The organism is Heyndrickxia faecalis (assembly GCF_040267745.1).
GTDB classification, from domain to species: Bacteria; Bacillota; Bacilli; order Bacillales; family Bacillaceae_C; genus Weizmannia; species Weizmannia faecalis.
This window is the reverse complement of the sequence record NZ_CP158453.1, coordinates 949,135-975,180: the sequence shown is the minus strand read 5'-3', so window position 1 is coordinate 975,180 and position 26,046 is coordinate 949,135. Positions and strand designations below refer to the sequence as shown.

General features: G+C 48.0%; 22 protein-coding genes. 8 read left to right on the top strand and 14 right to left on the bottom strand.

Annotated features, from left to right (window positions below; all coding sequences use genetic code 11):
- Window positions 1-35: 35 nt before the first annotated feature.
- Complete coding sequence (locus ABR335_RS04430) at window positions 36-590, bottom strand: cob(I)yrinic acid a,c-diamide adenosyltransferase (protein WP_014097389.1); 555 nt, start codon at window positions 588-590, stop codon at window positions 36-38.
- Window positions 591-909: 319 nt separating this feature from the next.
- Window positions 910-1,314 (bottom strand): potassium channel family protein, encoded by a 405-nt coding sequence (locus tag ABR335_RS04425; protein WP_071452039.1) that lies wholly within the window; start codon window positions 1,312-1,314, stop codon window positions 910-912.
- Between the two features lie 143 nt (window positions 1,315-1,457).
- Between ABR335_RS04425 and ABR335_RS04420 the strand changes: the two genes are divergently transcribed.
- From ABR335_RS04420 to ABR335_RS04400, 5 genes are all read left to right on the top strand, one after another.
- Window positions 1,458-2,750, top strand: a complete 1,293-nt coding sequence (locus tag ABR335_RS04420; RefSeq protein WP_350346620.1) for a glutamate-1-semialdehyde 2,1-aminomutase — start codon at window positions 1,458-1,460, stop codon at window positions 2,748-2,750.
- 808 nt (window positions 2,751-3,558) lie between these two features.
- A complete protein-coding gene (locus ABR335_RS04415) occupies window positions 3,559-4,563 on the top strand; it encodes a sulfonate ABC transporter substrate-binding protein (RefSeq protein WP_014097385.1) in 1,005 nt (334 codons plus the stop codon).
- Complete coding sequence (locus ABR335_RS04410) at window positions 4,560-5,342, top strand: ABC transporter permease subunit (protein ID WP_014097384.1); 783 nt, start codon at window positions 4,560-4,562, stop codon at window positions 5,340-5,342. Before ABR335_RS04415 ends, ABR335_RS04410 begins: the two co-directional genes overlap by 4 nt.
- Window positions 5,343-5,358: 16 nt before the next feature.
- Window positions 5,359-6,147: an ATP-binding cassette domain-containing protein gene (locus ABR335_RS04405; RefSeq protein WP_014097383.1), complete on the top strand. Its 789-nt coding sequence runs from the start codon at window positions 5,359-5,361 to the stop codon at window positions 6,145-6,147.
- A gap of 514 nt (window positions 6,148-6,661) precedes the next feature.
- Complete coding sequence (locus ABR335_RS04400) at window positions 6,662-7,303, top strand: YitT family protein (RefSeq protein ID WP_014097382.1); 642 nt, start codon at window positions 6,662-6,664, stop codon at window positions 7,301-7,303.
- Between the two features lie 104 nt (window positions 7,304-7,407).
- On the opposite strand, the gene ABR335_RS04395 is transcribed toward ABR335_RS04400, so the two are convergent.
- Window positions 7,408-8,679, bottom strand: coding sequence for an MFS transporter (locus ABR335_RS04395; protein WP_230951750.1), 1,272 nt, complete (start codon window positions 8,677-8,679; stop codon window positions 7,408-7,410).
- A 130-nt stretch (window positions 8,680-8,809) separates the two neighbouring features.
- On the opposite strand from ABR335_RS04395, the gene ABR335_RS04390 reads away from it, so the two are divergent.
- Window positions 8,810-9,031: a hypothetical protein gene (locus ABR335_RS04390; RefSeq protein ID WP_230951749.1), complete on the top strand. Its 222-nt coding sequence runs from the start codon at window positions 8,810-8,812 to the stop codon at window positions 9,029-9,031.
- A gap of 409 nt (window positions 9,032-9,440) precedes the next feature.
- On the opposite strand, the gene ABR335_RS04385 is transcribed toward ABR335_RS04390, so the two are convergent.
- Window positions 9,441-9,719 carry a YqhV family protein gene (locus tag ABR335_RS04385; RefSeq protein ID WP_014097379.1) on the bottom strand — a complete coding sequence of 93 codons (279 nt, stop codon included), beginning with the start codon at window positions 9,717-9,719 and terminating at the stop codon, window positions 9,441-9,443.
- A 237-nt stretch (window positions 9,720-9,956) separates the two neighbouring features.
- On the opposite strand from ABR335_RS04385, the gene ABR335_RS04380 reads away from it, so the two are divergent.
- Window positions 9,957-11,036 (top strand): aromatic acid exporter family protein, encoded by a 1,080-nt coding sequence (locus ABR335_RS04380; RefSeq protein WP_014097378.1) that lies wholly within the window; start codon window positions 9,957-9,959, stop codon window positions 11,034-11,036.
- Window positions 11,037-11,192: 156 nt separating this feature from the next.
- Here the strand turns inward: ABR335_RS04380 and ABR335_RS04375 are convergent, their stop codons facing one another.
- The 10 genes from ABR335_RS04375 to ABR335_RS04330 form a co-directional block, all read right to left on the bottom strand.
- The gene (locus ABR335_RS04375) at window positions 11,193-12,062 is read right to left on the bottom strand and encodes a MurR/RpiR family transcriptional regulator (RefSeq protein ID WP_061565419.1); all 870 of its coding nucleotides are present in this window, start codon (window positions 12,060-12,062) and stop codon (window positions 11,193-11,195) included.
- Window positions 12,062-13,531, bottom strand: coding sequence for a PTS transporter subunit EIIC (locus ABR335_RS04370; protein WP_035189993.1), 1,470 nt, complete (start codon window positions 13,529-13,531; stop codon window positions 12,062-12,064). Before ABR335_RS04370 ends, ABR335_RS04375 begins: the two co-directional genes overlap by 1 nt.
- Before the next feature lie 17 nt (window positions 13,532-13,548).
- Complete coding sequence (murQ, locus tag ABR335_RS04365) at window positions 13,549-14,436, bottom strand: N-acetylmuramic acid 6-phosphate etherase (protein WP_350346619.1); 888 nt, start codon at window positions 14,434-14,436, stop codon at window positions 13,549-13,551.
- Window positions 14,427-15,506, bottom strand: a complete 1,080-nt coding sequence (locus ABR335_RS04360) for a DUF871 domain-containing protein (RefSeq protein WP_328220699.1) — start codon at window positions 15,504-15,506, stop codon at window positions 14,427-14,429. The genes murQ and ABR335_RS04360 overlap by 10 nt, the downstream gene beginning before the upstream one ends.
- A 633-nt stretch (window positions 15,507-16,139) precedes the next feature.
- Entirely contained in the window at window positions 16,140-17,888 is a 1,749-nt protein-coding gene (locus ABR335_RS04355) for an ABC transporter ATP-binding protein (RefSeq protein WP_014097373.1), read from the bottom strand.
- A 100-nt stretch (window positions 17,889-17,988) separates the two neighbouring features.
- The gene (gene ntdP / locus ABR335_RS04350) at window positions 17,989-18,519 is read right to left on the bottom strand and encodes a nucleoside tri-diphosphate phosphatase (RefSeq protein ID WP_014097372.1); all 531 of its coding nucleotides are present in this window, start codon (window positions 18,517-18,519) and stop codon (window positions 17,989-17,991) included.
- A gap of 154 nt (window positions 18,520-18,673) precedes the next feature.
- Window positions 18,674-18,928: a YgaB family protein gene (locus ABR335_RS04345; RefSeq protein ID WP_014097371.1), complete on the bottom strand. Its 255-nt coding sequence runs from the start codon at window positions 18,926-18,928 to the stop codon at window positions 18,674-18,676.
- 146 nt (window positions 18,929-19,074) lie between these two features.
- On the bottom strand, window positions 19,075-19,305 hold the full coding sequence (locus ABR335_RS04340; protein WP_035189998.1) for a gamma-type small acid-soluble spore protein: 231 nt from the start codon (window positions 19,303-19,305) through the stop codon (window positions 19,075-19,077).
- Between the two features lie 95 nt (window positions 19,306-19,400).
- Window positions 19,401-20,150: an enoyl-[acyl-carrier-protein] reductase FabL gene (gene fabL / locus ABR335_RS04335; protein WP_014097369.1), complete on the bottom strand. Its 750-nt coding sequence runs from the start codon at window positions 20,148-20,150 to the stop codon at window positions 19,401-19,403.
- Between the two features lie 282 nt (window positions 20,151-20,432).
- Complete coding sequence (locus ABR335_RS04330; RefSeq protein ID WP_211161880.1) at window positions 20,433-21,338, bottom strand: LysR family transcriptional regulator; 906 nt, start codon at window positions 21,336-21,338, stop codon at window positions 20,433-20,435.
- A gap of 133 nt (window positions 21,339-21,471) precedes the next feature.
- Between ABR335_RS04330 and gltB the strand changes: the two genes are divergently transcribed.
- Window positions 21,472-26,034, top strand: a complete 4,563-nt coding sequence (gene gltB / locus ABR335_RS04325) for a glutamate synthase large subunit (protein ID WP_104851548.1) — start codon at window positions 21,472-21,474, stop codon at window positions 26,032-26,034.
- The last annotated feature ends 12 nt before the right edge of the window (window positions 26,035-26,046 follow it).

The following is a 26,046-nucleotide window of genomic DNA, read 5'->3' as shown; positions in this document are numbered from 1 at the left end:
TTTCAGTCGGGAGTATGTATAACCACACACCCTTGCTATTCCTCAAGCGGTTGGAGCGGGCGGTCTTTCACCCCAAGACAGTAATTGATATATCTTGCCGCAACGAACAGGAAATCGGACAGCCGGTTTAAAAACGACAGCACAAGCGGATTTACACCATTGACCGCAACACTTGCCCGCTCCGCCCTTCTTGCAACTGTGCGCGCCGCATGCATCGCCGCTGCTGCCGGATGCCCGCCCGGTAAAATAAAGGTTTTTAACGGTTCCAATTTTCCATCCCATTTGTCAATCAAAGCCTCAAGTTCATCGATATATGCCTGTTTCAATTTCCAGTGCACTTCTTTTCCCTCGGGCGTGGAAAGCTCCGCACCGGCATGGAACAGCATTGTCTGGACCCTGCTAAAACATTGTTCTATTTCTTCTTTTTCCGGAAATTGTTCGCCGTGCAAAAAACTGAGCGCAACGCCGATCGCCGAGTTCGCCTCATCCACTGTTCCGTAAGCTTCAACACGCGGATCGTTTTTCGCTGCTCTTACCCCGTAAACGAGCGATGTCGTCCCTTTATCACCGGACCTTGTATAAATTCTCATCTTGTCCCCTCCGCATCAATTTGATGGATCAGCCGTATATAAACGCCGCCGCGCTATTTTTTCAATCTGCCCTTTAAAGGGATTCCCTGTAAAACCATATATTAGTTTTGTATCACGAATTCGAAAAAATTGCCATAAAAAAAGAAACCGAACAAGTCGGCTCAAAGATATCGTTATTTTTTTGAGGAGGTAATATACACTATGAACCCGCGGCAAATCCGCGTAGACAAAAGCCGCCCCGGATACAAAAATAGGCGCCGGCCGCATTTTGATCTTCCCTGGCGGACAACGGCCGGCATGCGGGAATCCCCCTGCCAGGCTATTTTTTTTCCGAGTCAAAAGCGGATCTTACGACAAACGCCGCCGGGATGGTATAGCCGATTAACGCTTCAATGATAATAAGAATCCGCGCAGCCCCGATCGGCACAATATCCCCGTACCCGACGGAGAACAGCGTGACAGCACTCAAATACATATAATCGAGCAGCGTGTGAAAATCATGCCCTTCCAACAGCTTTCCGTGATGGAGCGCAATTTGAAATCCCATCATATCGAGCAGTAAAAACAACAACCCGAACCCGATCATGATATTGGTGTAGGTAAAAGCAAGAAAAAGGAAACGTTCAAATGAAAGCTGCTTCGCGCGCCAGGACGTCGGATAAAACAAGGTGCGCAGGCTCATTACAATACAAAGGACAACCAATATGCCGAGAAAATAAAACATGCCCGATACCCCCGGCGCCTTTCAAGTTTGTCCTTTCATTGTATGCCTCCGCCGACCGGGTTATGACAGTCTTTACGGGAAGAAAATGGAAGGCTACAATAGAATGGTGAAATTGGCCAATGCCAATGAGGAGGGAACGATAAATGGATTTTTCAAAATCTGAAATCTTGTATAAAGAAGCACTTGAGCATATTGTCGGCGGCGTAAACAGTCCGTCCCGCTCGTACAAGGCGGTGGGCGGCGGCGCCCCGGTTGCCATGGAAAGGGGAAAAGGCGCGTACTTTTATGACGTGGACGGCAACCGCTACATTGATTATCTGGCGGCATACGGCCCGATCATTACCGGCTTTGCCCATCCGCATATTGCTGCTGCCATTAAAAAAGCAGCCGACAACGGCGTTTTGTTCGGCACGCCGACCCCGTATGAAGTGCAATTCGCAAAAATGCTGAAAGAAGCGATCCCGTCCCTGGACAAAGTCCGCTTTGTCAACTCGGGAACAGAGGCGGTCATGACAACGATCCGCGTTGCCCGCGCCTACACGGGCCGCGACAAAATCATTAAATTCGAAGGCTGTTACCACGGCCATTCTGACCTCGTGCTTGTCGCAGCGGGTTCCGGCCCGTCGCAGCTCGGCATGCCGGACTCGGCAGGGGTCACAAAGGCGATCGCAAACGAAGTCATCACCGTCCCTTATAATGATGTGGAACCTTTTAAACAGGCACTTGAAAAATGGGGCGATGAAGTGGCAGCCGTACTGGTTGAACCGATTGTCGGCAACTTTGGCATTGTGCCGCCGAAACCGGGATTTTTGGAAGCCATTAATGAACTGTCGCACAAAGCCGGCGCCCTTGTCATTTACGATGAAGTGATCACCGCTTTCCGCTTTATGTACGGCGGCGCGCAAAACATGCTCGGTGTTACCCCGGATTTAACCGCCATGGGCAAAATCATCGGCGGCGGACTGCCGATCGGGGCATACGGCGGCCGTAAAGACATTATGGAAGAAGTCGCCCCGCTCGGCCCTGCTTACCAGGCCGGAACCATGGCCGGAAACCCGGCTTCGATGCTTGCCGGAATCGCCTGCCTAGAAGTGCTCCAGGAAAAGGGCGTGTACGAAAACCTCGATCGTCTCGGTGCCATGCTTGAAAAAGGCATTTTGGAAGCAGCCGAAAAACACGGCGTCACCATTACCATTAACCGCGTAGTCGGCGCCTTTACCGTTTACTTTACAGGCGAAAAAGTCGAAAACTACAAGCAGGCTGAAAAATCCGACGGCGAGTTGTTCGGGAAATTTTTCAAACTGATGCTCGAGCAAGGCATTAACCTTGCCCCGTCAAAATATGAAGCCTGGTTCCTCACAACCGCGCATACGGAAGAAGATATCGCAGAAACAATCAAAGCCGTCGATCATGCTTTTTCACATTTAAAAGGATAATCCTTTAAAAATGACCCTGCCCCATTTCGGGACAGGGTCATTCTAACTACTACCGTGATAGATATGGGGAACTTTTTATAACGCTTATTATCTTTAAACAGAAGTTTTACTTTGTTATAATTTAAAAGATATAAACTATATAAAATGAACAAAATATCGCGGCTCTGTTGTCTGCTGTAAAAAGCTTCCATTATGCAATGGTGCCCGGGCTTGACGTAAAAACTTCAGTTTATTTTATATAATCATTTTTTTGGAAGGCGAAAACAATGGACTTAGTAATTTTTATATTTGCAATATGTATCATTGTATTTGGGATATCTGGATTTTGTTTTTGGATGGCTTATAGAAACCTAGTAAAACTATTAGACCAATGCAAAAAACTAAAATAACAGCCTCTCAGATGATGAGAGGCTGTTTTAAATCACCCGTGACCCGTAACTTTGTATGCGTTTTTAACCACGGCTGTTTAGGTCCCCATTTGTGACAGGCCTTATCCATTCCTAACGTGTAAGCATCTTTTAAACCTTATTCGCTAAGGTAATTCCCACTACTCCCCAAAGTACTACTTTAAAAATAGTCATCATTGTCTGTGTCGGTGTAGCGGCATTCCTGGCCTTCCCTTCTTAAATGATACCATTTGAACTTTATTCCGCATTTGATGATAATTGGGCTTTTTTGCTTTCAACCGTTTTTATGATTTTTTAACCGGGACAGGTACCTATTTAAAATTTGTGTATATGTTATAAAGAATATTGCGCAAGTTGTGAACAGCCAAAGAGAATATGGAATGAAGGGAAGTGTTTTTTCAATGATGAAAAATTTAAACAAACGCGTATGTTTCATGTTATTTAGTTTCATACTTGTTTTCGCCTTACTAGCAGCCTGTTCCAATCATGGAAAAAAAGAAAACAAAACTGCACAGACAGTGAAATCTGAAAATACAATTAAAATCGGCTATCAAAAAAACTGCCCGCTTTTGATTTTAAAAGCAAGCGGCACCTTGGAAAAAAGGCTGAAACCGCTCGGCGTAAAGGTGGAATGGTACGAATTCCAGTCCGGAACAGCGCTTCTCGAGTCCTTGAATTCCGGAAATATTGATTTTGGCAGGACGGGGGACTCGCCGCCGATTTTTGCACAAGCTTCCGGTTCCAATCTGAAATATGTCGGGGTCGGAAAATCAAAATACGAAGGTGCAGCCATCTTGGTGAAAAAGAATTCCACAATCCGTTCCGTGGCAGATCTGAAAGGAAAAAAAGTCGGGTTTGCAAAAGGAAGCAGTTCCCATTATTTTCTTGTCAAAGCACTCGAAAAAAACGGCCTTTCGTACAAGGATATCACGCCGGCTTACCTGCAACCGGGGGATGCCAGAGTCGCCTTTGAACAAGGCACAATCGATGCATGGGTCATATGGGATCCGTTTACCGCCGATGCCGAAGTAACAGGCCATGCACGGACACTTGTAACAGGAGAAGGATATACGACGGACCGCGATTATTTTCTCGCCACTCCGGCATATTTGAAAAAACATGAAAAAATCGTCCAAATCGTCCTCGATGAAGTAAAAAAATCGAGTGCCTGGGCAAATGAACACCCTGCCGAATTAACGGAATTACTTTCAAAAGCCCTCGGTATAGACCAAAAAGCGATCAAAATCGCAGTAGACAGAAGGGAATACGGCCTCGATCCGTTTACCCCGGCAATCATCCAAGAACAGCAACAGATCGCCGACAAATTTTACGAACTGAAATTGATCCCGAAAAAAGTGAATGTAAAAGACAATATTTACCATTTCAAAAAGGATGAAGGAAAGTGAAACATTTTACCGGCTTTTTCATCCAAAAACTGATTCCATGGGGCATCCCGGCCGTGATCATCATCATTTGGCAAATTTTTGCAAAAGAAGGCATCGTATCACCAAAAATTCTGCCGGCGCCTTCAGATGTCCTGATTGCGGCAGTGGAACTGGCAAAAAGCGGCGAGCTCGGGCATCATGTCTGGATCAGTCTGCTGCGGGCTGTGACCGGTTTTCTGATTGGCGGAAGCATCGGCTTTATCCTTGGTTTGGTGAACGGGCTGTTCCGCACAAGCGAATTATTGCTCGATACTTCTGTCCAAATGCTCCGTACCATTCCGCATCTGGCGTTAATTCCGCTTGTCATTTTGTGGTTTGGGATCGGGGAAGAAGCGAAAATATTCCTCGTTGCCCTGGGGGTGTTATTTCCGGTATACCTCAACACTTTCCACGGCATCAAGTCCGTTGATAATGGATTAATTGAGATGGGGAAAATTTACGGATTAAAGGGCTGGCGGATGTTTGCCCATGTCATTTTCCCGGGCTCCCTTTCCTCCATTTTGGTTGGCATTCGGTTTTCATTGGGCGTGATGTGGATTACATTAATCGTGGCCGAAACCATCTCTTCCACATCCGGTATCGGATACATGGCGATGACGGCAAGGGAATTTATGCAAATGGATGTCATTCTTTTAAGCATTCTACTGTATGCCCTTTTCGGGAAATTGTCCGATGCTATCGCCCGCTTTTTTGAAAAAAGATGCCTGAAATGGCATACCAGTTACCAGGAACAATCTTGAAATCGGAGGGACAAATATGGAGAGCTTCCTGCAATTCGACCATTTAGAAAAACGCTATGGAAACAGGGACGTTTTGAAAAATATTACATTATCGGTCAAGAGGGGGGAGTTTATCGCCATTGTCGGCAAAAGCGGCTGCGGAAAAAGCACGCTTTTGCGGCTCTTGTCCGGTTTGGAAAAGCCGAGCGGCGGGCGGATTCTGATCGACGGGAAACCGCTCGGAAATCTGAACAGTAAATCGTGCATGGTCTTTCAGGACGGGCGACTGTTGCCGTGGAAGCGGGTGATCGACAATGTTGTCCTCGGTCTGGATGGCGATCACAAAAAGGAAGCAATCGAAGTATTAAAACATGTCGGGCTTGAAAACTATACCGATGAGTGGCCGGGCAAATTATCCGGCGGACAGAAACAGCGGGTGGCGCTGGCACGCGCGCTTATGCATCAGCCGGAACTGCTGTTGCTGGACGAACCGCTCGGCGCCCTCGATGCATTGACCCGGCTGGAAATGCAAAATCTGATCGAAGAAATCCGCAGATTAAACAGTTTTACCGCCCTGCTTGTAACCCATGATGTGGAAGAAGCCGTGGCTTTAGCCGACAGGGTCGTCCTGCTGTCGGACGGCATCATTGCTGAAGATGTCCCGGTGAAACTGCCAAGGCCGCGGCAAAGAGACCGCGAATCTTTTGCCGCTCTCGTCAACAAAATCCGGAACCGGATTATGGGCGGCCCCGTGCAGGCACCGCCCAAACAAGCGAACAGTTTTTCAGACAGCCGTTCTGTTTATCCCCTGCCCGGCACCCACTAACCCGGGGAATGGCGCTTTATGACCCGCGCCACTCCCCGTCTGCTGCTGCGTTTTTAACAGCCTCATAAAAAGCCGTAATAGCTGTAACTGAACGGCCTGGAGAGTTCAGCATGCTAAACGGCTAAATCCCGGTTCGGCACGGCAACACAACATCAGGAGTGGCCGTGTTTTTCTGCAGAGACAAGCGCCGGCCTTCTCTCACGTTTCAGAAAACTGGCATAGGATATCTGAGCGTGCGAGAGAGGCATTTACTCCTTCTCTCCCGTTTCAAAAGAGGTCCCTCCCGGCCGCATGACGCAAACCGCGCCCGCCAGTAAAAAAGAACCGGCTTTAGCTGCACAGTCAGAATCCCCCTCCACATACGGGGGGTTTTCTCTAAAGTGTGCTTTTCATCGGTAGCGGGTGAGCTTTCTCATGCACTCCCCCGCACTTTCTTGAAAGACCGGCATGTGGCCGATTGTACAAGCATATAGTAAATTGTAAGGCATTCTCATTCAGTTGAGGGATGATTTTCTTGAAAAAGCAACATAGCCGGAATGTAAAAAAATTGTTGATGATTATGGCCGGGGCTGCCCTTCAAGGCTACTCAATGGGTGTATTCTTATTCCCAAATGCCATCCCATCAGGCGGGGCCGGGGGGCTTACAGTGCTCTTCCACCACTGGTTCCACGTCCCTCTTAGCATTGCACTTTGGATGCTGAACTCCTCCATGCTTGTATTCGCCGTGTACTTTTTAAGTGCTGCCAGTGCAATGGGTACGCTTCTCGGGATTACGGTTACATCTGTTTCGGTCAATCTTTCCGCATTTTTATGGGAAACACCATTCCATAACGAATGGCTTGACCTTGCCTTAGGCTCCGTATTGCTCGGCATCGGCATCGGCATTCTGCTCCGGCAAGGTGTTTCCAACGGCGGCATCGGCATTGTTGCCCTCATCATTTCCAAATACAGGAGCGTCAATCCGGCCACCCCACTTTTTATCATCAACGGGCTCATTTTTATTCTGACGGCGTATGTGATCGACTGGGAAATTGTCGTACAAGCCGTCATTTGCCAATATGTGTCAACCAGAATTGTCGGCTGGATTTATCAATTTTCCTTTCAAGCCATTTACTTAAAGCTTCCCTTTCTTCCGTTAGGCTGGCGAAAAAAATAAACGGGCCAGGATCGATGCCGGCAATTCATGCACAAACCACTCTTATCATCCCAATTGAAAAAATTACCAGCATCCGGATTCCATCCCGTTCTTGAAAAATCCGTTTACCTGCCGCCCACCGGTTCCAAAATGGTGTGCCGGCTTCTTTTCTTTTTTTCTTCCCCGCCGGATGAGCCTTTTTCAGTCTGCGGGCGGATCAATAATAACGACAGTAACCCGACTGCAAATGTAAAGCAGGCAATCGAGATAAACATCCCCGGCCGCGACCACGCCATCAGCCTCCCGAACACCGGCGGCCCGACAGCCACCCCGAGAAACCGGACAGATCCGTACAGTGACGTGACAAATCCCCGTTTTTCTTTTCCAACGGCATTCGTAATAAAGCTGTTGACACACGGCAAAATCAACCCGGTGCCGAGGCTGCCAATGGCAAGGACCGGAATAAACAGAAAAAGCCCTCTGAAAAACGTAAGAAGCGCGTAAGAAAGGGTCATCAGGCAGAAGCCCGTGACAATCAGTTTTTTCATCAAGCGCTGGTTTTTCCCGATTTTGCTGCCGGTAATATAAGATGTGGTACACATGACAAGCAGCGGAATCGCCAGAATCAGCCCTTTCATCACACCGTCAATTTTATAACTTTTTTCCAACACATTGGATAGGAAAAAAAGAATACCAAAAAGGGTAAACAAGCATGTCGCGCCTGCAAGATAAGCAGTGCATAGCCACCGCCCGTCGTCTTTAAACACACCGGCAAGTCCTTTTACATATTTCCCGAGCCCAGGTGGTTCTTTCTTTTTTGGTTTTTCTTTAATAAAGACCCATGTTAAAAAAATGGAGACAGCGACCACTACCGGAAAAGCAAAAAACGTGCCGTACCATACGAGCAATGCGATCAGTGCCCCTAATATCGGAGACAGCACTTTTCCAAACCCGTTTGAGGCTTCCACAAGGCCGAGCACCCGGCTTTCTTTATCGCCTTTAAACAGATCCCCAGTGAGGGCCATGGCGATTGGTGCTGTACCGGCTGCCCCGATTCCCTGAAGCGTGCGGCCTGCCAGGATCCAGGCGAAAGCATGGGAAAACAACGCGGCTGCGATTCCCGCCAGAATGCCGCCTGCCCCGTATAAAAACAATGCCGGCAAAATTACGGCTTTCCGGGAAAAGCGGTCGGAAAGATAGCCGAGCACCGGGATGAACACGGCCGCCACAATGGAGAAAACGGAGATCGTCAAACTTGCCTGAAAGGAGGTCAAGTGAAGTTCAGACTGCATTTTCGGCAGGACAGGAATCAGCATCGAATTGCCAAGCGTCATAATTAATGGAATGGAGCCGATTGCTGCCACTGTCATTACAGAAGGTTGTTTGCTTGCCATAATATCCTCCCCGGATTTCAATTTTTGCTCTGTTAGATTATCCGGAAGCAAACATTTTATTCTTTTGCCCAAACGAATACTGCAGCCCATTACGGGAAGGATATGGTTACCTGTTACGCAAGGAGGAAAAAACGTGAAATTATTTATGGAATACATTTTGGAGGAAATCGAAAAGATCGGGGTGCAGCAAGGTTACAGGGTCTCTTTGTCGCAAAAGATAGACGAGCAGAATTATATTCGCGGTGTGATGCAATTTTTTGACAGCGGATTTGACATTTATTATGCTTTGATTTTCAGTTTCCCCGAAAGCCATCCGAAGCTGCAGTATACGTTCTGGGTGCTGAACCAAACCTGAAACTGGGCTGTGATCGAAAAAGACGGATCCGGGGAAAAGATGATGGAGACGGTCAAGGAAACGGCATTGAAAGAAATCCATGTCAACCTGATGGAAGGTAGCGAAATCCGGCATCTGCTTAAAGAAATAAAGCAAACGATCGGCACTTGCCCGCAATAAAAAGGGGTGCTGCTTAAAGGGTTTGAAAAACAGGGAGCTGCCGGGTTCCTCCCTCATTACGCTTCCAGTGGATGCAACAGGTTCCGGCCTAAAGGCATAGGGGTTTACGGCCCTCATGACAAAACAGGGCTTTCGATTGCGGAGATCCCCCACGGCAAACCGAGATCCCTGCTGTAACCCGGCATTACCATCCCCCAACAAGCTGGCCGGTTGCTCACTCCAGCCCTAATCCGCTTTCTTTTCACAAAGCTTACCCGTTGCTTTTGATCCCGTACAAAATGCAGCCAACCCCGGCCAGAATCCACAGCATTTTGGCAAACGAGATTTTATCGGAAATTCCGATCACCCCGATCGCCGTTGTCGTAATTAAAACAACAGGCCCGACAATAGCAAGAGAACTGTTGATGAGAAGCGCTTTTTCCACTTGATTGTATTTGAGCATCAAAATGGCCGCGGAAATTTCGATCATTCCTGAGATCAGCCTGAGCGCAGCCATACTAAGCACATACTTTTCAATCAGCCACAACATCGTTTCCCCTCTTCATACGCGCATTTTGGATTCATTTACCTCATGTATATTCCGTGCCGAGCAAAATTAGGACAAATTCTCCGGTCTTATCCCACGCACGTCTTCCGGCAAACATGTTATAATGACAAAATCAAAGGGTCTGCCGGTTTAAAAAAATTTTTGGACGGAAATAGTTTAGTGCAGCCTTTTGGAACATATCATGTAAATATCTTTGCAAGGAAGAAAGGAATTGCCAATATGAGGGTTGGAGCCCGCATTGTCAAAACAGGAATTGCCATTACGATTGCGTTGTTTATCGCGCAATTATTAAAAATGCCGTCCCCGGTGTTTGCCGGGATCGCTGCCACTTTTGCGATTAAACCTACGATATACCGGTCTTACCGGTCCATTATCGATCAGGTCCAGGGCAATCTGATCGGCGCTTTGCTCGCGGTCATTTTTGTCATGGCCTTTGGCAACCATTTTTTAGTCGTCGGTCTCGGGTCTGTGTTGATCATCATTTTAATGTTGAAACTGAAGCTCGATGATACGGTCGGCCTCGCGCTTGTAACCATGATTGTCATTATGGAAACGCCAAGTGACAATTTTCTGCAGACGGCCGGCATCCGCTTTGCGACATTGTTTATCGGGATTTTCAGCTCGTTTCTTGTGAATTTGATTTTCCTGCCGCCGAAATACGAGGCCCGGCTGTATGTCCGTCTCACCCATGTGACAGAAGAACTGCTCAAATTCATCCGGATTGCAGCGCGCCAGGAAGCCGATTACCAGCTTTTAAAAGAAGAACTTCCCGACATTAAAGAGCGGGTGTACAAAGTAGAGCAGCTGTACACTTTATTTAAAGAGGAAAAAATCTACGGGAAAAGCAACAGGATCGAGCGGCAGCGGAAAGTGGTGCTGTATAAAGAAATGGTGGCCATTTTGAATTTAAGCTATATTATTTTAAAACGGCTGCACCAGTACAAAGCGGATATTGCCGGGCTGCCAGAAACATTCCGGAGCATGCTGCAGGAACAAATGGAATACCTTGTGAACGAACATGAAAAATTGCTGCTCATGTTTCTCGGAAAAGTCAAAGCCCATGCGCAAAAATGCGATACGGCTGACAAACAGCGGAATGAGCTGATGGACATTTTTCTGCAGAACTTAAAAGATGAGACTTTCCGCGCTGATCTCCAGTCCTATCACGTGATGAACTTGCTGGCGCTGCTTGTGGATTACCAGGAAGAGCTTGAACATCTGGAAAAATTGATCACCGTGTCCCAAACCTATCACCACGAACAATCAGAACTCAATCTTGACGAATTGGAAGACCAATAGGGGACGGCAGGCCAGCCGTCCCCTATTGGATGCACGGCCCTGTTTTCATCCCGAGCCGGTGCGCCTTAGATTTTGCACTTTTAGTAAAGATTTTCCGCTTTTCGAAACGGCCGCTTTATTTGCTGCGCTTTTCACGCCGGGCTTATGGGCCGGTTTTTAGTTGTTTTCTTTGCGGAAAAAAGTCTGGATATTGATTTTTGAGTTTTTTAAGCGGCCCATGATTTCATGGTAATGCTTTGCAACATAGGCGAAGTACAAAACATCAATCGTGAACAGTTGTGCAGCCAGGGATGTGGTTGCCGCGCTTCTCAGCAGGACCGCTTCCCCGCCATGGTGGATCAAAGGCGCATCCACGATACTGGCAAGCGTACTGTCCCGTTTTTGTGTGATGCCCACTGTAAAAAGCCCGTTCTGTTTGGCAATCTGCGTCAGCTTGATAGCTTCATTGGTTTCGCCTGAATTTGAAATCGCCACAAACATACAGTCTTTGGAGGCGTTGATCAAAGAAGAACCGAGCAGATGGTGATCCAGCGTGTGGACCACCGGCTTGCCAATTCTTGAAAACTTATGCGTGAAGTCTTCAGCTGCCACATGGGAGGCGCCAATTCCGTATACGTATATGGCCGGGCTTTTATCCACCATGGCCGTTATCTTTTCAATGCAGCTGGTCTCAAGAAGATTTGCGGTTTGTGTGATCGACTGATTAAACCGCAAAGCCAACTTATCAGCAATCATGGCAATATCTTCATTCGGTGTGATATCCGTATAAATTTCCCGATCCAGCCCCCCGGAGGCATCCGCATACAATCTGATTTTTAATTGTGAAAAGCCGGACAGCCCGATCGACCGGCAAAAACGCACAACGGTGGCCGGGCTGACACCTGCTTTTTTCGCAAGTTCGCTTGTATTGTCATTGACCGTTTCCACAGCATGGCTGAGAATATACTCGCCGAGCTTTTTTTCTGATTTTGACAGACTGGTTAATTTGGATTTAATTTGCAGAATAATATTCTTTTCCAATTCCATCACTCACGATCTGCGTCGGTCTCCTTCATCGCATCTTTCGGAATACCGAAGAAATAAGTGGCAACGAAGCCCCCAATATAACCGGCTACCAACCCGGCGATATAACCGAGCCAGCGTCCGTGCGCAATCAACGGAATTAAATCAATCCCGCTTGTGCCGATTGCGATCGCGCCGATATTACCGATGCCCGCGATCACTGCCCCGCCGATGCCGCCGCCGATACACGCGGTAATAAATGGGCGCCCAAGCGGCAAAGTCACACCGTAAATTAACGGTTCGCCAATGCCCATAATGCCAACCGGCAATGCCCCTTTAATCAACTGCACGAGTTTTTTATTTTTCCGGCACCTGATCCACAAAGCAATCGCCGCGCCGACCTGCCCTGCGCCTGCCATTGCAAGGATCGGCAACAGCGGTGTCATCCCTGTCTTATTGATCATTTCAATATGGATCGGGGTGAGGATCTGGTGCAGGCCGAACATGACCATCGGCAGGAAGAAAAGCCCCAGTATAAATCCTGAAAAAGCGCCGCCGACTTTCAACACCCACGTGATCGAGCCAACAAGAGCGCCTGATACCGCGCCTGCAACCGGCATGACGATGAAAATAGTAAAAAGTCCGATAACTAATAATGCAATTGTTGGCGTCACAATGATATCCACAGCATTTGGAACAATTTTATGCAGCCTTTTTTCAACAAGCGCTAAAATCCATACTGCAAAAATAACACCGATGATCCCGCCTTGTAAAGGGGAAAGGGCATCTCCGTTAAAAATATTCGGAAGCGGATTTTTCGGATCCATGCCGGTTAACATCGTCACAGCCCCGATGACCCCGCCAAGGCCCGGTGTCGCCCCGAACTCATTTGCACTATTAATTCCGACATAAATGACCAAATAGAGATACAATCCGTTTTTAATAATGTTTAATGTCGTAATAACGGACACCCAGTTCTGGCTGAGGGCTGAGGAGTCCGCAGCCATGATATTTTGGAAAATGGCAGCAACCCCGCCGATAATCCCGGCGCCGACAAAAGCCGGAATAAGCGGTACAAATATATTGGAAATCGATTTTAAAGCCCTTTTGAAACCGTTGCTTTTATGTTTCGCCTTTTCCCTTGCCTTTACTTCGGCCGCTTTGGCTTCCGCCATTTCGCGGTTTGACCGCCCGGCATCTTTATGAACCGTTGACTTCGGAAAATTTTCCCCTAGTTTTACACCGGCCTCTTGCACCATGAGATTGGCGACTTTGTTGACAATGCCGGGGCCAAGCACGACCTGGAGCGTTTCATCCTCCACGACGCCGAGCACGCCGTCAACCGCTTTCAGGCCTTCGATATTGACTTTACTGTAATCCGCTATGGTAAGCCGGACTCTTGTCATGCAATGGATGATCTTTTCGACATTTCCCATGCCGCCGACATTTTCGTAAATTTCCCTTGCCAGTCGTTGTTCTTTCGTTTCGGTCATTTTTTTCATCCCCCGGTTTAAACGATTTTTCTAATAAAACCATTTGCCCGTGCCATTTTCTCCTCTGCCTCTTCCTTGGAAAGATGGGTTAACAACATGACAATGGCCAGCTTCACATTTTTGCCGGCTGCGTAAAAAGCCTGTTCAGCTGCTTCATAGCTGCATCCGGAAGCCTGCATAATAATCGATTTCGATCTCTCCACCAGTTTTGCGTTTGTCGGTTTGACATCCACCATTAAATTTCCGTATACTTTTCCAATTCCAACCATTGCAGCAGTTGAAATCATATTCAATACGAGTTTCTGGGCGGTGCCCGCTTTTAGCCGGGTTGATCCCGTCAACACTTCAGGGCCGGTTTCCACTTCGATCGGAATATCGGCATGCCGGCTAATTTCAGCATTTTTGTTACAGGAAAGCGACGCCGCCACAGCACCGGCTTTTTTCGCGTAGTCCAGTGCGCCAATCACATATGGTGTTCTGCCGCTTGCCGCAATGCCGATGACTGTATCCTTTTCTGATAAATGGATGTGTCTTAAATCTTCTTCCCCCATCTCTTTCGAATCTTCCGCCCCTTCAACGGCAACGGTCATGGCCGCAGTGCCGCCTGCAATCAGCCCCTGCACCATGGACGGGTCCGCACTGAAGGTCGGCACGCATTCGACAGCATCGAGAACACCGAGCCGCCCGCTTGTGCCTGCTCCGCAATAGATCAAACGTCCACCTTGGTTAAAAGAACAGATAACGGCTTTTACCACTTTTTCGATTTGTGCTAGTTCCTTCCCTACACGGATGGGAACCGTTTGATCTTCCTCGTTCATCAATTGTAAAATTTCCCTTGTGGACAACATATCGAGATTCATTGTTTTTTCGTTGCGCTGTTCTGTGGCGAGTTTTTCTAAGTCCATTCGTTTTCACCTTCATTGTCCGTCATTTTAAACTGTGTACCTGAACCAATAAAATCAAGGAGCGGCAAGTCGCGGCCGGCAATCTGCCCGATGACGTTTACTTTCGCATCGGCAGGCAGGTTCCGCTTTGTGATTTGCAATTCCCCTTTGTATCTTGCGTACAGGTTATTGTCGAGCGTAATGCTGCCTTTGTTGCGGGGAATGTTGTTTTCGGGCCCGATATCGTCCTTTTGGTTGCATGTTCTCGACTGCTCGCTGCGGATCGCGTCCCTTGCGACATCCATCCGGTTCCGGTGGTTTTTAAAAATATACGGGCGCCATTTCAGATCTGCAGTCGTTGCATGAAGCAGTATGGTATCATGGCAAAAAAATTCCCCGATCTGGCTGCGGGATTGCGGCGTTAACCCCGGATCCCCGATATAAGCATGGTCAACCGCATAATCCCTTAACAGCGAGCAGATGGCTGCCAGCGGATTTTGATGGCGGTGGATTTCCAATGTCGGCAGGGATTCGTATAAAGGAAATCGTAGCTTGCCATCGCCGGGCGCAAATGCCGTAATGCTGAATCCTTTGCTTTTCAGCCATTTGTTTTTTTCGTAAAACCAATTTTCATCCAGTCCGGTTCCGGGCCTCGGATAATAATTATGCCAGGCCTCCAGCCGGCTGAAATTAGCGCCGTGCTGTTTCAGCTGCTCATAATCCTGTTCCGTTAATGTGCTGGCGTTTAATCCGACCGTCATCGTGTTCGACAGGCGGGCAACTTGTTCCCAGCTGACACCGGCATCGATGCGCAGGCCATTGATACCGCTTTCAATAATGCGTGCAGGATTATCAATGGACAGCCCGATATGGCAGAGCACGTTTCCAGAGACGTCGATCATCACTTTCATCCCGTTCCGTTTTGCAGACTCCAAGAGCGGAGCAAGCCTTTTCCGGTATTGGGACGGGTCATCTTCCGGTAGCTGTAAGGATGTAAATATCCCTTCCATTCCAATTGCTGCCATTCGGTGAATGCAGGCTTCCTTCTCTTCTGACCAGTCTTCATTCAAGTATATTGAAAATCCAAGCAATCATGCATCCCTCCTTTGATACTATTATATGCATTTTGAAACAATATTTCAACATATTTTTATTATTATATTTATAAAAGAAATTTTGTTTCATTTCCTGACAAAAAAACGGAGGCCCCGCGTTTTTAAACGGGATCTCCTCCATTTTTTGCCAACGGGCAAGCGCCCTCCGCTTTTCTTTGTCCAGCTCCGGCTCCTAGCGGCTAGCGGATTTCCAGTCCCCTCCCCTACGATAAGCGGGCATCGGCTCGTTCCTCGCCGTGTTTCCTTTATCCCACATTAACGGGCAGTAAGACACCCGCCCAGTACAAAAAGATTTATATAACTCTGTATTGAGATCGCGTGTCAACTGCCCGTAAATGTCCGATTGGTTCAATTTGCAATCATCAGGGCAATAGCCCTGATGATTGCAGTTTCACTCAATCTCAGTTCGGGGACTATGAAATTCATACGCCGATGGGCAAGCGCCCTCCGCTTTTCTTTGTCCAGCTCCGGCTCCTAGCGGCTAACGGATTTTTACGTCTTCTCCTTTCGATAAGCGGGCATCGATTCGCCTATCGGCTCATCGTGTTTCCTTTATCTCGGTCGAAGACTACAAAATCCGTACGCCGCTGTACAGTCGCCTCCGCTTTTCTAATCATCCAGTTGTTGGATTTGGAATAGGTTGTAATAGAGCCCTTGTTTTGCCATGAGTTGTTCGTGGGTGCCGGTTTCTTTGATCTCTCCGTTTTCAATTAAGACAATGCGGTCTGCGTGGGTAATGGTGGACAGCCTGTGGGCAACGATCAAGGTCGTCCTGTTGCGCGCCAGTTTTTCAATGGCTTCCTGAATCAAATGCTCGCTTTCTAAATCAAGCGCGGATGTCGCTTCGTCAAGGATTAAAATCGGCGGGTTTTTCAAAAATACACGCGCAATCGCAATCCGCTGCTTCTGCCCCCCGGACAATTTAACACCCCGCTCGCCCACCGTTGTTTCATATCCGTCGGCAAGATTCATAATAAACTCATGGGCGTTCGCTGCTTTTGCCGCCTGTACGACTTCCTCGTCCGTCGCCTGCGGATTGCCGAGCAAAATATTGGATTTCACCGACTCGCTAAACAAAATATTGTCCTGCAGCACCATCCCGATTTTATCGCGCAGGCTTCGCACTTTAAACGTGCGGATATCCTGGCCGTCCAGATAAACGGCCCCTTTTGTCACATCATAAAACCGGGGGATGAGGCTCACAAGGGAAGACTTGCCGCCCCCGCTCATCCCGACAAAGGCAACCGTCTCCCCTGCCCTGATCTCAAGATTGATATTTTTCAGCACCGGCTCTTTTTCATCATCATACCGAAATTCGACGCCATCAAACCGGATATTGCCGCGTACATTCCTGCACTCCACCGCGTCCGGCCGGTCATCAATATCATATTTTTCATCCAGCAGTTCAAACACCCGGTCCATTGAAGCGAACGCCTGCGTCAGCGTCGTGCCGGAATTGACGAGCCTTCTGAGCGGACTGTACAAATTATCAATATAAGCGATAAACGCCGCGAGCGTACCGACAGTAAGGCTGCCTTTAATCACGAGATAGCCGGATACAAAAATAATGAAAAGCGGCGCGATATCGGTAATGGTATTCACAACCGCAAACGATTTAGCTGTCCAGCTTGTGTGTGCCAATGCTTTTTCCAGAAAATTGTGGTTATGCTTGTCAAACTGCTTCTGCTCATGGTCTTCAATGGCAAAACTTTTAATAACAGCCATGCCTTGCACCCGCTCATGGAGATAGCCCTGCACCTCTGCGAGCGCTTGCGACCGTTTCCTCGTCAAAAAACGCAAATTGCCAAAAAAATATTTGACCGAAAAAATATAAAACGGAAAAACGGCGAGTGAAATTAAAGTCAGCCGGGCATCCATCATAAACATCATGACAATCGCAATCAGAACCGTTGTCATATCGAGCCAGACGTTCATCAGCCCCGTAATAACAAAATCTTTCGTCTGCTCGACATCATTCATCACCCGGGAAATGACTTCCCCTCCGCGCGTGTTGGCATAAAACCGGAAACTCAATTTTTGAAGATGGGTAAAAAAGCGGTCGCGGATATCATACAATATTTTACTTGCCGTCCACTGCGCAAAATATTGCCGGTAATATTCAACGGGTGGCCGGACGATAACAAAAATGGCAAGCATAAAAGACATCACCCAAACAAGCTTATGCAGCTTCTCGTCCGGTGAAAGCCCGTGGTTGCCGATAATATCATCGATCACATATTTAATCAAAAGCGGGATTAAAAGCGGGATCGTAAACTTGATGATCCCGATGATGATCGTCGCAACGATTTGAAACCAATACGGCTTTACAAATTTCATGTATCTTTTCACACTACCCATGCGATGAACCTCCTAAAGCAAACAAAACGTACCATTTATTTCCCTTATTTTTCAAATTTACGCATACAAAAAACCTGTTGGCGTTCAACAGGCGGTTTGCTTAACGCAAATAGGTCAGGTAGCGTTCGTACCAAATATCAATAAAATCGGGGCTGAACGGTCCCTTCCGCTGCCGGATCCAGTGAATGAGAATGTCCACGTTTCGCTTTAAAATATGGTCGATGACATCGGGATAGCCCATTTTTTTGCGATGGTATTCATATTCATCCTCATCCAGCAAAGTAAACGTCATATCCGGATAGACTTTGATGTCGAGATCATAATCAATATATTTTAACGCTTCACTGTCGTAAACAAACGGCGACCCCAAGTTACAATAGTAGTAGACGCCGTCTTCACGGATCATGCCGATAATATTGAACCAGTGGTCGGCATGAAAGTAGCAAATTGCAGGTTCTCTCGTAATCCATGTCCTGCCATCCGATTCGGTTACCAAAGTCCGGTCGTTTCCCCCGATCACTAGGCTTTTCGTGCCCTTCAAAACGGTTGTTTCTTCCCATATCCGGTGAATATGGCCGTTATGCTTATAGCTTTGAATTTGGATTTTATCACCTTCTGCCGGGATTCCCATCATCTCATGCCCACTTTCATGATTGTTTATATGTAAACCTGTGCCCACTATGTGCCGGAATAAAACTTATGTAATCAATCGATCTGTTTTCTATCTATTATAACGGTTTCTGAACGCGATTAAAACTAAACAATCCTATTTGAAATAGGATTGTTTATGTGCAAATTTTTGAACTGTGGTAAACTCGGATCAGTTCAACCGTCTGCGATTCAAAAACTTTTTCAATTTCCTGCAATTCTTTATTCATTCGGCCGATTTCGTCAAGGATATCTTCCGCCATTGTTTCTTCCTGCAACTTCAACAGTTCGCTTTTCACTTCGTTGCATCTCTCCATTTCCGATTGCAAAAACAGCAGCCTATCCATCGTGTCCATTTGCTGTGCGACAAGCCGATTAAATTCTTCCATCAAAGTTTTTTACCCCCTAAAGGATGAATTGAACTTTTCATTTACACATATTCTCGATGGGAGGGCAAAATCCTTTGACTTCTTTTGTCGAACACCGCAGCCATAGAAAGAAAAAAGAGGCCCCCGTTCGGGAAACCTCTTTCTATCGGTTATTGCTGGCCAAATTGTCCGGCGTTTTGCGATTTTTTCGCTTCAGCTTTCTGGTTTTGTTTTCTTACTTCCTGTGCGTTCGTTTCGCTTGCGAATTCAGAACCGAAAGAACCTTGGCCGGAAGCAGACTTCGCGTTTTGCTTTCTTACTTCCTGCGCATTCGTTTCGCTGGCAAATTCAGAACCAAAATTTCCTTTGGCAGCCTTATTGAAGTTGTTGTTATTTGCCATCGTTATCACCTCCACGGGTATTAATGTAACCAGAGGTGCAACGATTTATCCTTCTCATAAAAACTGGAAAATAAAGGAACTCGAGATTGGCGTACTCAACTTAAAAGAAGCGAGCGGCCGCCGTCCACGATTATCGTTTGGCCGCGGATCATAAATGCCTCATCCGAAATTAAAAAGCGTACGGCGTTCACCATATCCTCGACCTCGACCATTCTTCCTGCCGGCGTATGTTTCCGCGCGTCTTCCAGCAGTACTTCGCGGTTCGGGAAAGACTTGAGCGCATCCGTATTGAGGACCCCGCCCGAAACTGCATTCACGCAAATACTCGGCGCCAGCTCAACTGCCAAATAGCGGGTTAAAGCTTCAAGCGCTGCTTTCGACACACCGACCGCCGTATAATTTTCGATATAGCGGATCGAACCAAGCGAACTGAGGCTCACAATTTTCCCCCCGCCGTTTTCTTCCATGAGTTTAGCGGCTTCCTGCGCACAAAACAGGAGTGCCCTGCTGTTAATATTCATCGTCCAGTCCCAATGGCGGTCTTCCAGCTCCATTGCCGGGCGTTCGACACCTGAAGCGGCATTATTGACAAGCACATCCAGCCTGCCGTATGTATCCCGGATTTGTGCGAACATTTCTTTTATTTTTTTCACGTCCCCGACATTTGCTTTAATCAGAAGCGCTTTTTGCCCCATTTTTTCAATTTCCGCGGCCACTTCTTCGGCTTTGGAACGGCTGCGCGCATAATTGATGACCAGATCATAGCCGTCCTTTGCTAGATCAAGCGCAATCGCCCGGCCCAGCCCCTTGCTTGACCCGGTTACAAGTGCTACCTTATTTGCCAATGTTTCCACCTTCTCCGTTTTCTTATGATTTTTTGCAACGCTCTCCCTTTTTCAAAAAGCCGTCGTAACATTCCTGCCCTTTAACACCCGAGCCTAAAACGGCCGGAATGCGATATTTTTTACGCCTTCGTTTACAGAAACGGCGACTGTTCCTTGTTCCTGTATCCGCATCTCAGAACTGATTCAAATACCGCGGTCATGCGCACGCCTGCCTAAAAGCCCGGTTTACGGCGACTGTCCCTTGTTCCGGAACCGGTTCAGATTGCGCGACGCTCCGCAAGCTTATCTTTGGAACCGGTTCAGTCTGTCATAAAATGATGTCAAAAATGTATAAAGGGCTTTTTCTGAAGCCGCCATTTCCCTTTTTTTCGGGATCATCACACCGACCGGGCGCATCAGTTCCATATCGCTGATTTCCGCTTTTACGATTTCTTCAGACAGATTAAATAATAGCGCAGGCTCAGGCAGAATTGCAACACCCGTTCCGCTTGCAACAAGGCCTTTAATCGTTTCCATGTCCTCGCCTTCAAATGCAATCGCAGGCTCAAAACCGGACTTCCGGCAGGCGGAGAAAAGAATTTCTCGAATCGAAAAACCTTCCCGGAATGTAATGAAGCGTTCGTTTTTCAGCTGGGCGAGCCGAATCATTTCCTGCCCGGAAAGCGGGTGGTCGCGGCGGAAAAGTAACATGAGCTTTTCCATGTATAAAATTTCCCCGCTTACGGCAGGATGGTCATCCGGCACAGGGGAAGCAAGCGCCAACTCAAGTTCCCCGTTTTCAATCAACCGGATTAAATAACCGGGCGTCCCTTGCACAAACTGGTACTCGAGGCCGGGATGTTTTTCGCGAAACTGTGCCAACAGGGAAGAAAAAGTCTGGACCGATAACCCGGTTGAAAAACCGAGGCGGACCGTCCCGTTATCCGGATCGAGAAATTCATGCATTCTTTGCTTCGCTTTATCAATTTCGAGCACAACTTTTTCAGCGTGTTCCAAAAAAACTTTTCCGATCGGCGTCAGCCTGACATTTCTTCCTTCACGCCAAAAAAGGGAAACGCCAAGCTCGGCTTCCAAAAGGGAAATTTGCCGGCTGATGGCAGATTGGGCGACATGCAGCTCATCTGCAGCGTTTGTCACATGCTCCCTTTTTGCGACTTCAATAAAATAAATCAGCTGTCTTAACTCCATGCGAATCACACCATTCTCAATTTGAGATTAATTTCATCTTAACTATATATTGTAAGAAAGAGTCACAAGAGGGTAAAATTTAAAATAATCTTACTTTTCGGACTCGACCTGATGATGGAAGGAATGTGAAGCAATGAATAATCAACATTATGGACTTTACCGACCTGAATTTGAACATGATGCATGCGGCATCGGCTTTTACGCGGACATCAAGGGCCGCGCGTCTCATAAGATCATCACCACTGCTTTGGAAATGCTGAGAAGGCTGGACCACCGCGCCGGTAAAAATGCCGACGGGACAACGAGCGACGGCGCCGGTATTTCGATGCAAATCCCGCACGCGTTTTTTGAGGCCGTATGCTCCTTCACCCTTCCAAAAAAAGGGGAGTATGCAGTGGGGATGCTTTTTCTGCCGCATGATCCGGATGCTGCGGAGGAAATTCTGAATGAATTCCGCATCCAGGCTGCATCACTCGGCCTTTCAGTACCCGGTGTCCGTGAAGTTCCGGTAAACCCGGAAGTTCTTGGGCGCCAGGCGGAAGAATCGCGGCCGCACATCGTTCAGATTTTCGTTTCTTCTTCAAACGATAACACGGAAGAAGCAGTTTTTCAAAGAAATATCTATATATTGCGGAAACTGGTTGAGAACAAATTCGGTTCCTCTTTTTATGCCGCCAGTTTTTCGAACCGGACAATTGTATATAAAGGCATGCTTTCGGCAGAACAGCTCCCTCTGTTCTACACCGATCTGCAGGACGAACGGTTTCAATCGGCCCTTGCGCTGATCCACTCGCGGTTCAGCACCAATACGTTCCCGAGCTGGGAGCGGGCCCACCCGAACCGGATGATCGCCCATAACGGGGAGATCAACACCATCAAAGGGAACGTCAACTGGTTCAATGCAAAAATCGAATTGTTTGCAAACGAACTGGACCTTGACACATTGAAAAAAATCCAGCCTGTGATCAACGCAGACGGTTCGGATTCGGCGATTTTTGACAATGTCCTTGAATTTTTAACAACAAACGGCATCTCCCTTCCGCACGCGATCATGATGATGGTGCCGGAGCCGTGGGAAGACAACGAAGACCTGCCGCCTTACTTAAAATCATTTTATGAATACCACAGCCAGATTATGGAACCGTGGGACGGACCGATGGCGCTCGAGTTTACGAACGGAAAGCAGATCGGGGCGGTACTTGACAGAAACGGCTTGCGCCCGGCCCGTTACTACATTACCCATGATGATAAAATCATTTTTGCCTCCGAAGTCGGCGTCGTCGATGTGGAACCGGAAAACGTCAAAGAACGGCGTCATTTAAAACCGGGGCAGCTTTTGTTCGTGGATCTTGAAAAAGGTGTCCTTATCCCAAGCGATGAACTAAAAGCACAGGTCAGCCTTGAAAAACCGTATGCCGAGCATCTCGAAGATTCAGTGATAGACCTTGAAGAAAGCCATTTTATCCCGGCTGCATCCAGTCTTGAAGAAAATGAATTGGCTTATCGGCAGACATTATTCGGCTACACTTATGAAGAATGCACAAAGTCCATCGTGCCAATGGCGCAGGAAAAGAATGAACCGATCGGGGCAATGGGCGTCGATACACCGATTGCAGTTTTATCGGAGCGCCCGCAGCTTTTGTTCCATTATTTCAAACAAAGCTTCTCGCAGGTCACGAACCCCCCGATTGATTCCATTCGCGAATCATACGTTATATCTACGGTTACCTGGCTCGGCCCGCAAGTATCGCTTGACGGTCATGACGATACCGCCCATAAAAAAATCCGGCTAGAACACCCGTTTTTAAGCACGGACAAATTTAACGCCATTTTAAACCAGGGAATGAAAACCGCTTTTCTTCCCGCGTACTATTCGCCGGATATCACCCTTGAAGAGGCGCTGGAACAATTGCTCAAGGAAGCGGACGAAAAAATCAGGGAAGGCGCGGAAATTTTAATCCTTTCCGACCGTGCGCAAGGGCATCGTGCCGTGCCGATTCCTTCCCTGCTTGCCGTATCAGCCCTGCACCAGCATATGATCCGCTTGGGCACAAGGCCGAAAGCAAGTATCGTGCTGGATTCCGGAGAACCGCGGGATTCACATCATATGGCCGCTCTTTTAGGTTACGGTGCCGATGCGGTACACCCGTATCTCGCGCTTGAAACGATTCAAAATTTAATCGACGAAGGGCATATTGATCTGCCGTATAAAAAAGCAAGTGAAAACTATTTAAGCACACTAAAGAAAAGCGTCGTCAAAATCATGTCGAAAGTCGGAATTACGACGATGCAAAGCTATCGCGGGGCGCAAACATTTGAAGCGCTCGGCATTGCAGAAAGCGTCTGCGACCGCTATTTTACCGGCACTGTCTCGCAGCTTGGCGGGATCGGGCTCGCAGAAATCGGCCAAGAATCATTGAAACGTTATAAAAAAGCACAGGAATTGCTTTTCCAGCACAACAAAGCGCTTGATCCGGGAAGCGAGCTGCAATGGCGGAAAGACGGCGAGTATCATTTGTTCAACCCGCAAATGATGTACACTTTGCAGCAGGCAGCCAGAACGAACAACAAGGAACTGTACCGCAAATTTTCTGAAACGTACCACCACGGGCCATACGCCACGATCCGGAGCCTGCTGGCAATCGAGAGCAACCGGAAACCTGTCCCGCTTGATGAAGTGGAACCGGTCGAATCGATTTGGAAAAGGTTTAAAACCGGCGCGATGTCGTACGGGGCATTAAGCAAAGAAGCGCACGAAGCACTCGCGATTGCGATGAACCGCATCGGCGGAAAAAGCAACAGCGGCGAGGGTGGCGAAGAAAAAGAACGTTACACGCCTGATGCGAACGGGGATTCAAGACGGAGCGCCATTAAACAGGTGGCATCCGGCCGTTTCGGCGTCACCAGCCTGTATTTAACAGATGCGGATGAAATCCAAATTAAAATGGCCCAGGGTGCGAAACCGGGCGAAGGCGGCCAGCTTCCAGGCTCGAAAGTTTATCCGTGGATTGCTGAAGTTCGTGGCTCCACTCCGGGCGTGGGTTTGATCTCGCCTCCTCCGCACCATGATATTTACTCGATTGAAGACTTGGCGCAGCTGATTTACGATTTAAAAAGCGCCAATCCGCGCGCCCGTATTTCGGTGAAACTGGTGGCAAAGTCAGGCGTTGGGACAATCGCGGCCGGTGTCGCAAAAGGCCTGGCCGACACGATATTAATCAGCGGCCATGACGGCGGTACCGGGGCGAGCCCGCAAACGAGCATCAAACATGCCGGCATGCCGTGGGAACTCGGCCTTGCGGAAACCCATCAGACGCTGACGTTGAACGGCTTGCGTAACCGTGTTGTCCTTGAAACAGACGGGAAACTGATGACCGGCCGGGATGTCGTCATCGCCGCCTGTCTCGGCGCCGAAGAATTCGGATTTTCCACTGCGCCACTTGTTGTGCTTGGCTGTATCATGATGCGTGCCTGTCATCTTGATACTTGCCCGGTCGGCGTGGCCACCCAAAATCCGAAGCTGCGCGCCAAATTCATGGGCAAACCGGAATATGTTGTTAACTATATGCGGTTCATCGCAGAAGAAGTCCGCGAAATCTTGGCTGAATGCGGCTACCGCAGCCTCGATGAACTTGTCGGCGAAACAGGTTTGCTGAAAGTGAAAGATGAGGTTAAAAACCATTGGAAAGCAAAACAGCTTCATTTCGATAAATTATTGTTTAAAGCGGATGAAACACCGTTTGCTGTGCAAGGCAAAACAGTTCAAAACCATAAACTGGAAGAACGCTTTGACAGCCGTGAATTGAACCATTTATCCGTATCCGTCCGAAACAGGCAGAAAACAGCGGTCACCTTGCCTGTGCGCAATACGGACCGGGCAATCGGCACCACTTTGGGCCATATCATTACAAAAACATACGGTGACGAAGGGCTTCCGGAAGATTTTATCCACATTCATCTGCACGGTTCAGCAGGGCAAAGCCTCGGTGCCTTTATCCCGAAAGGCCTGACACTGAACCTTGAAGGAGATGCCAATGACTACGTTGGAAAAGGATTATCGGGTGGAAAAATCGTTGTGAAGCCGGGGGCCGGATGGATTCGGGACGAAGAACAGGCCATCATCGGAAACATCGCCTTTTTCGGGGCCACATCGGGCGAAGCATATATCCGCGGAACGGCCGGCCAGCGTTTCTGTGTCCGTAACAGCGGCGTACATGCCGTTGTCGAAGGCATCGGAGACCACGGCTGCGAATATATGACCGGCGGACGCGTTGCCGTGCTCGGTTCGATCGGCAAAAACTTTGCGGCCGGGATGTCCGGCGGGATTGCCTACATTTATACCGGGGCAATGGGCGAAGATGAAGTTTTGGCGCGGATTAACCAAGAACTTGTCAGCATTGAAGGTGTTGATGCTGATGAAGATATGCGTGAACTTTATCATATGATCCAGAAACATTATCAATACACCGGCAGCCCTGTTGCCAAACGGATTTTGAAAAATTGGGAGCTGTCCCTGCATCAGTTTGTCAAGATCGTTCCACGCGAATATAAAGCGATGATGGAACTCATCCAGTACTTCCTGGATCAGCAAATGCCGCTTGATGAAGCCAGGCTTGCCGCTTTTGAATATAAAAAATCCGGAAAGCACCTGCCGGAAATTGAAAAAGAAAAAGCTTTTCCGACAGAAGTAAAGTAGACGGGTAAATCC

What these genes read in the sequence shown, in the direction of transcription:
- ABR335_RS04355 (WP_014097373.1), bottom strand. Translation starts at nt 17,888, where the DNA reads ATGGGTAGTGTGAAAAGATACATGAAATTTGTAAAGCCGTATTGGTTT.
- ABR335_RS04375 (WP_061565419.1), bottom strand. Translation starts at nt 12,062, where the DNA reads ATGGAATTGGAAAAGAATATTATTCTGCAAATTAAATCCAAATTAACC.
- ABR335_RS04385 (WP_014097379.1), bottom strand. Translation starts at nt 9,719, where the DNA reads ATGTTGTGGCTGATTGAAAAGTATGTGCTTAGTATGGCTGCGCTCAGG.
- ABR335_RS04420 (WP_350346620.1), top strand. Translation starts at nt 1,458, where the DNA reads ATGGATTTTTCAAAATCTGAAATCTTGTATAAAGAAGCACTTGAGCAT.
- ABR335_RS04370 (WP_035189993.1), bottom strand. Translation starts at nt 13,531, where the DNA reads ATGACCGAAACGAAAGAACAACGACTGGCAAGGGAAATTTACGAAAAT.
- ABR335_RS04430 (WP_014097389.1), bottom strand. Translation starts at nt 590, where the DNA reads ATGAGAATTTATACAAGGTCCGGTGATAAAGGGACGACATCGCTCGTT.
- ntdP (WP_014097372.1), bottom strand. Translation starts at nt 18,519, where the DNA reads ATGGGAATCCCGGCAGAAGGTGATAAAATCCAAATTCAAAGCTATAAG.
- ABR335_RS04425 (WP_071452039.1), bottom strand. Translation starts at nt 1,314, where the DNA reads ATGTTTTATTTTCTCGGCATATTGGTTGTCCTTTGTATTGTAATGAGC.
- ABR335_RS04340 (WP_035189998.1), bottom strand. Translation starts at nt 19,305, where the DNA reads ATGGCAAATAACAACAACTTCAATAAGGCTGCCAAAGGAAATTTTGGT.
- ABR335_RS04380 (WP_014097378.1), top strand. Translation starts at nt 9,957, where the DNA reads ATGAGGGTTGGAGCCCGCATTGTCAAAACAGGAATTGCCATTACGATT.
- ABR335_RS04330 (WP_211161880.1), bottom strand. Translation starts at nt 21,338, where the DNA reads ATGGAGTTAAGACAGCTGATTTATTTTATTGAAGTCGCAAAAAGGGAG.
- gltB (WP_104851548.1), top strand. Translation starts at nt 21,472, where the DNA reads ATGAATAATCAACATTATGGACTTTACCGACCTGAATTTGAACATGAT.
- murQ (WP_350346619.1), bottom strand. Translation starts at nt 14,436, where the DNA reads ATGGACTTAGAAAAACTCGCCACAGAACAGCGCAACGAAAAAACAATG.
- ABR335_RS04415 (WP_014097385.1), top strand. Translation starts at nt 3,559, where the DNA reads ATGATGAAAAATTTAAACAAACGCGTATGTTTCATGTTATTTAGTTTC.
- ABR335_RS04405 (WP_014097383.1), top strand. Translation starts at nt 5,359, where the DNA reads ATGGAGAGCTTCCTGCAATTCGACCATTTAGAAAAACGCTATGGAAAC.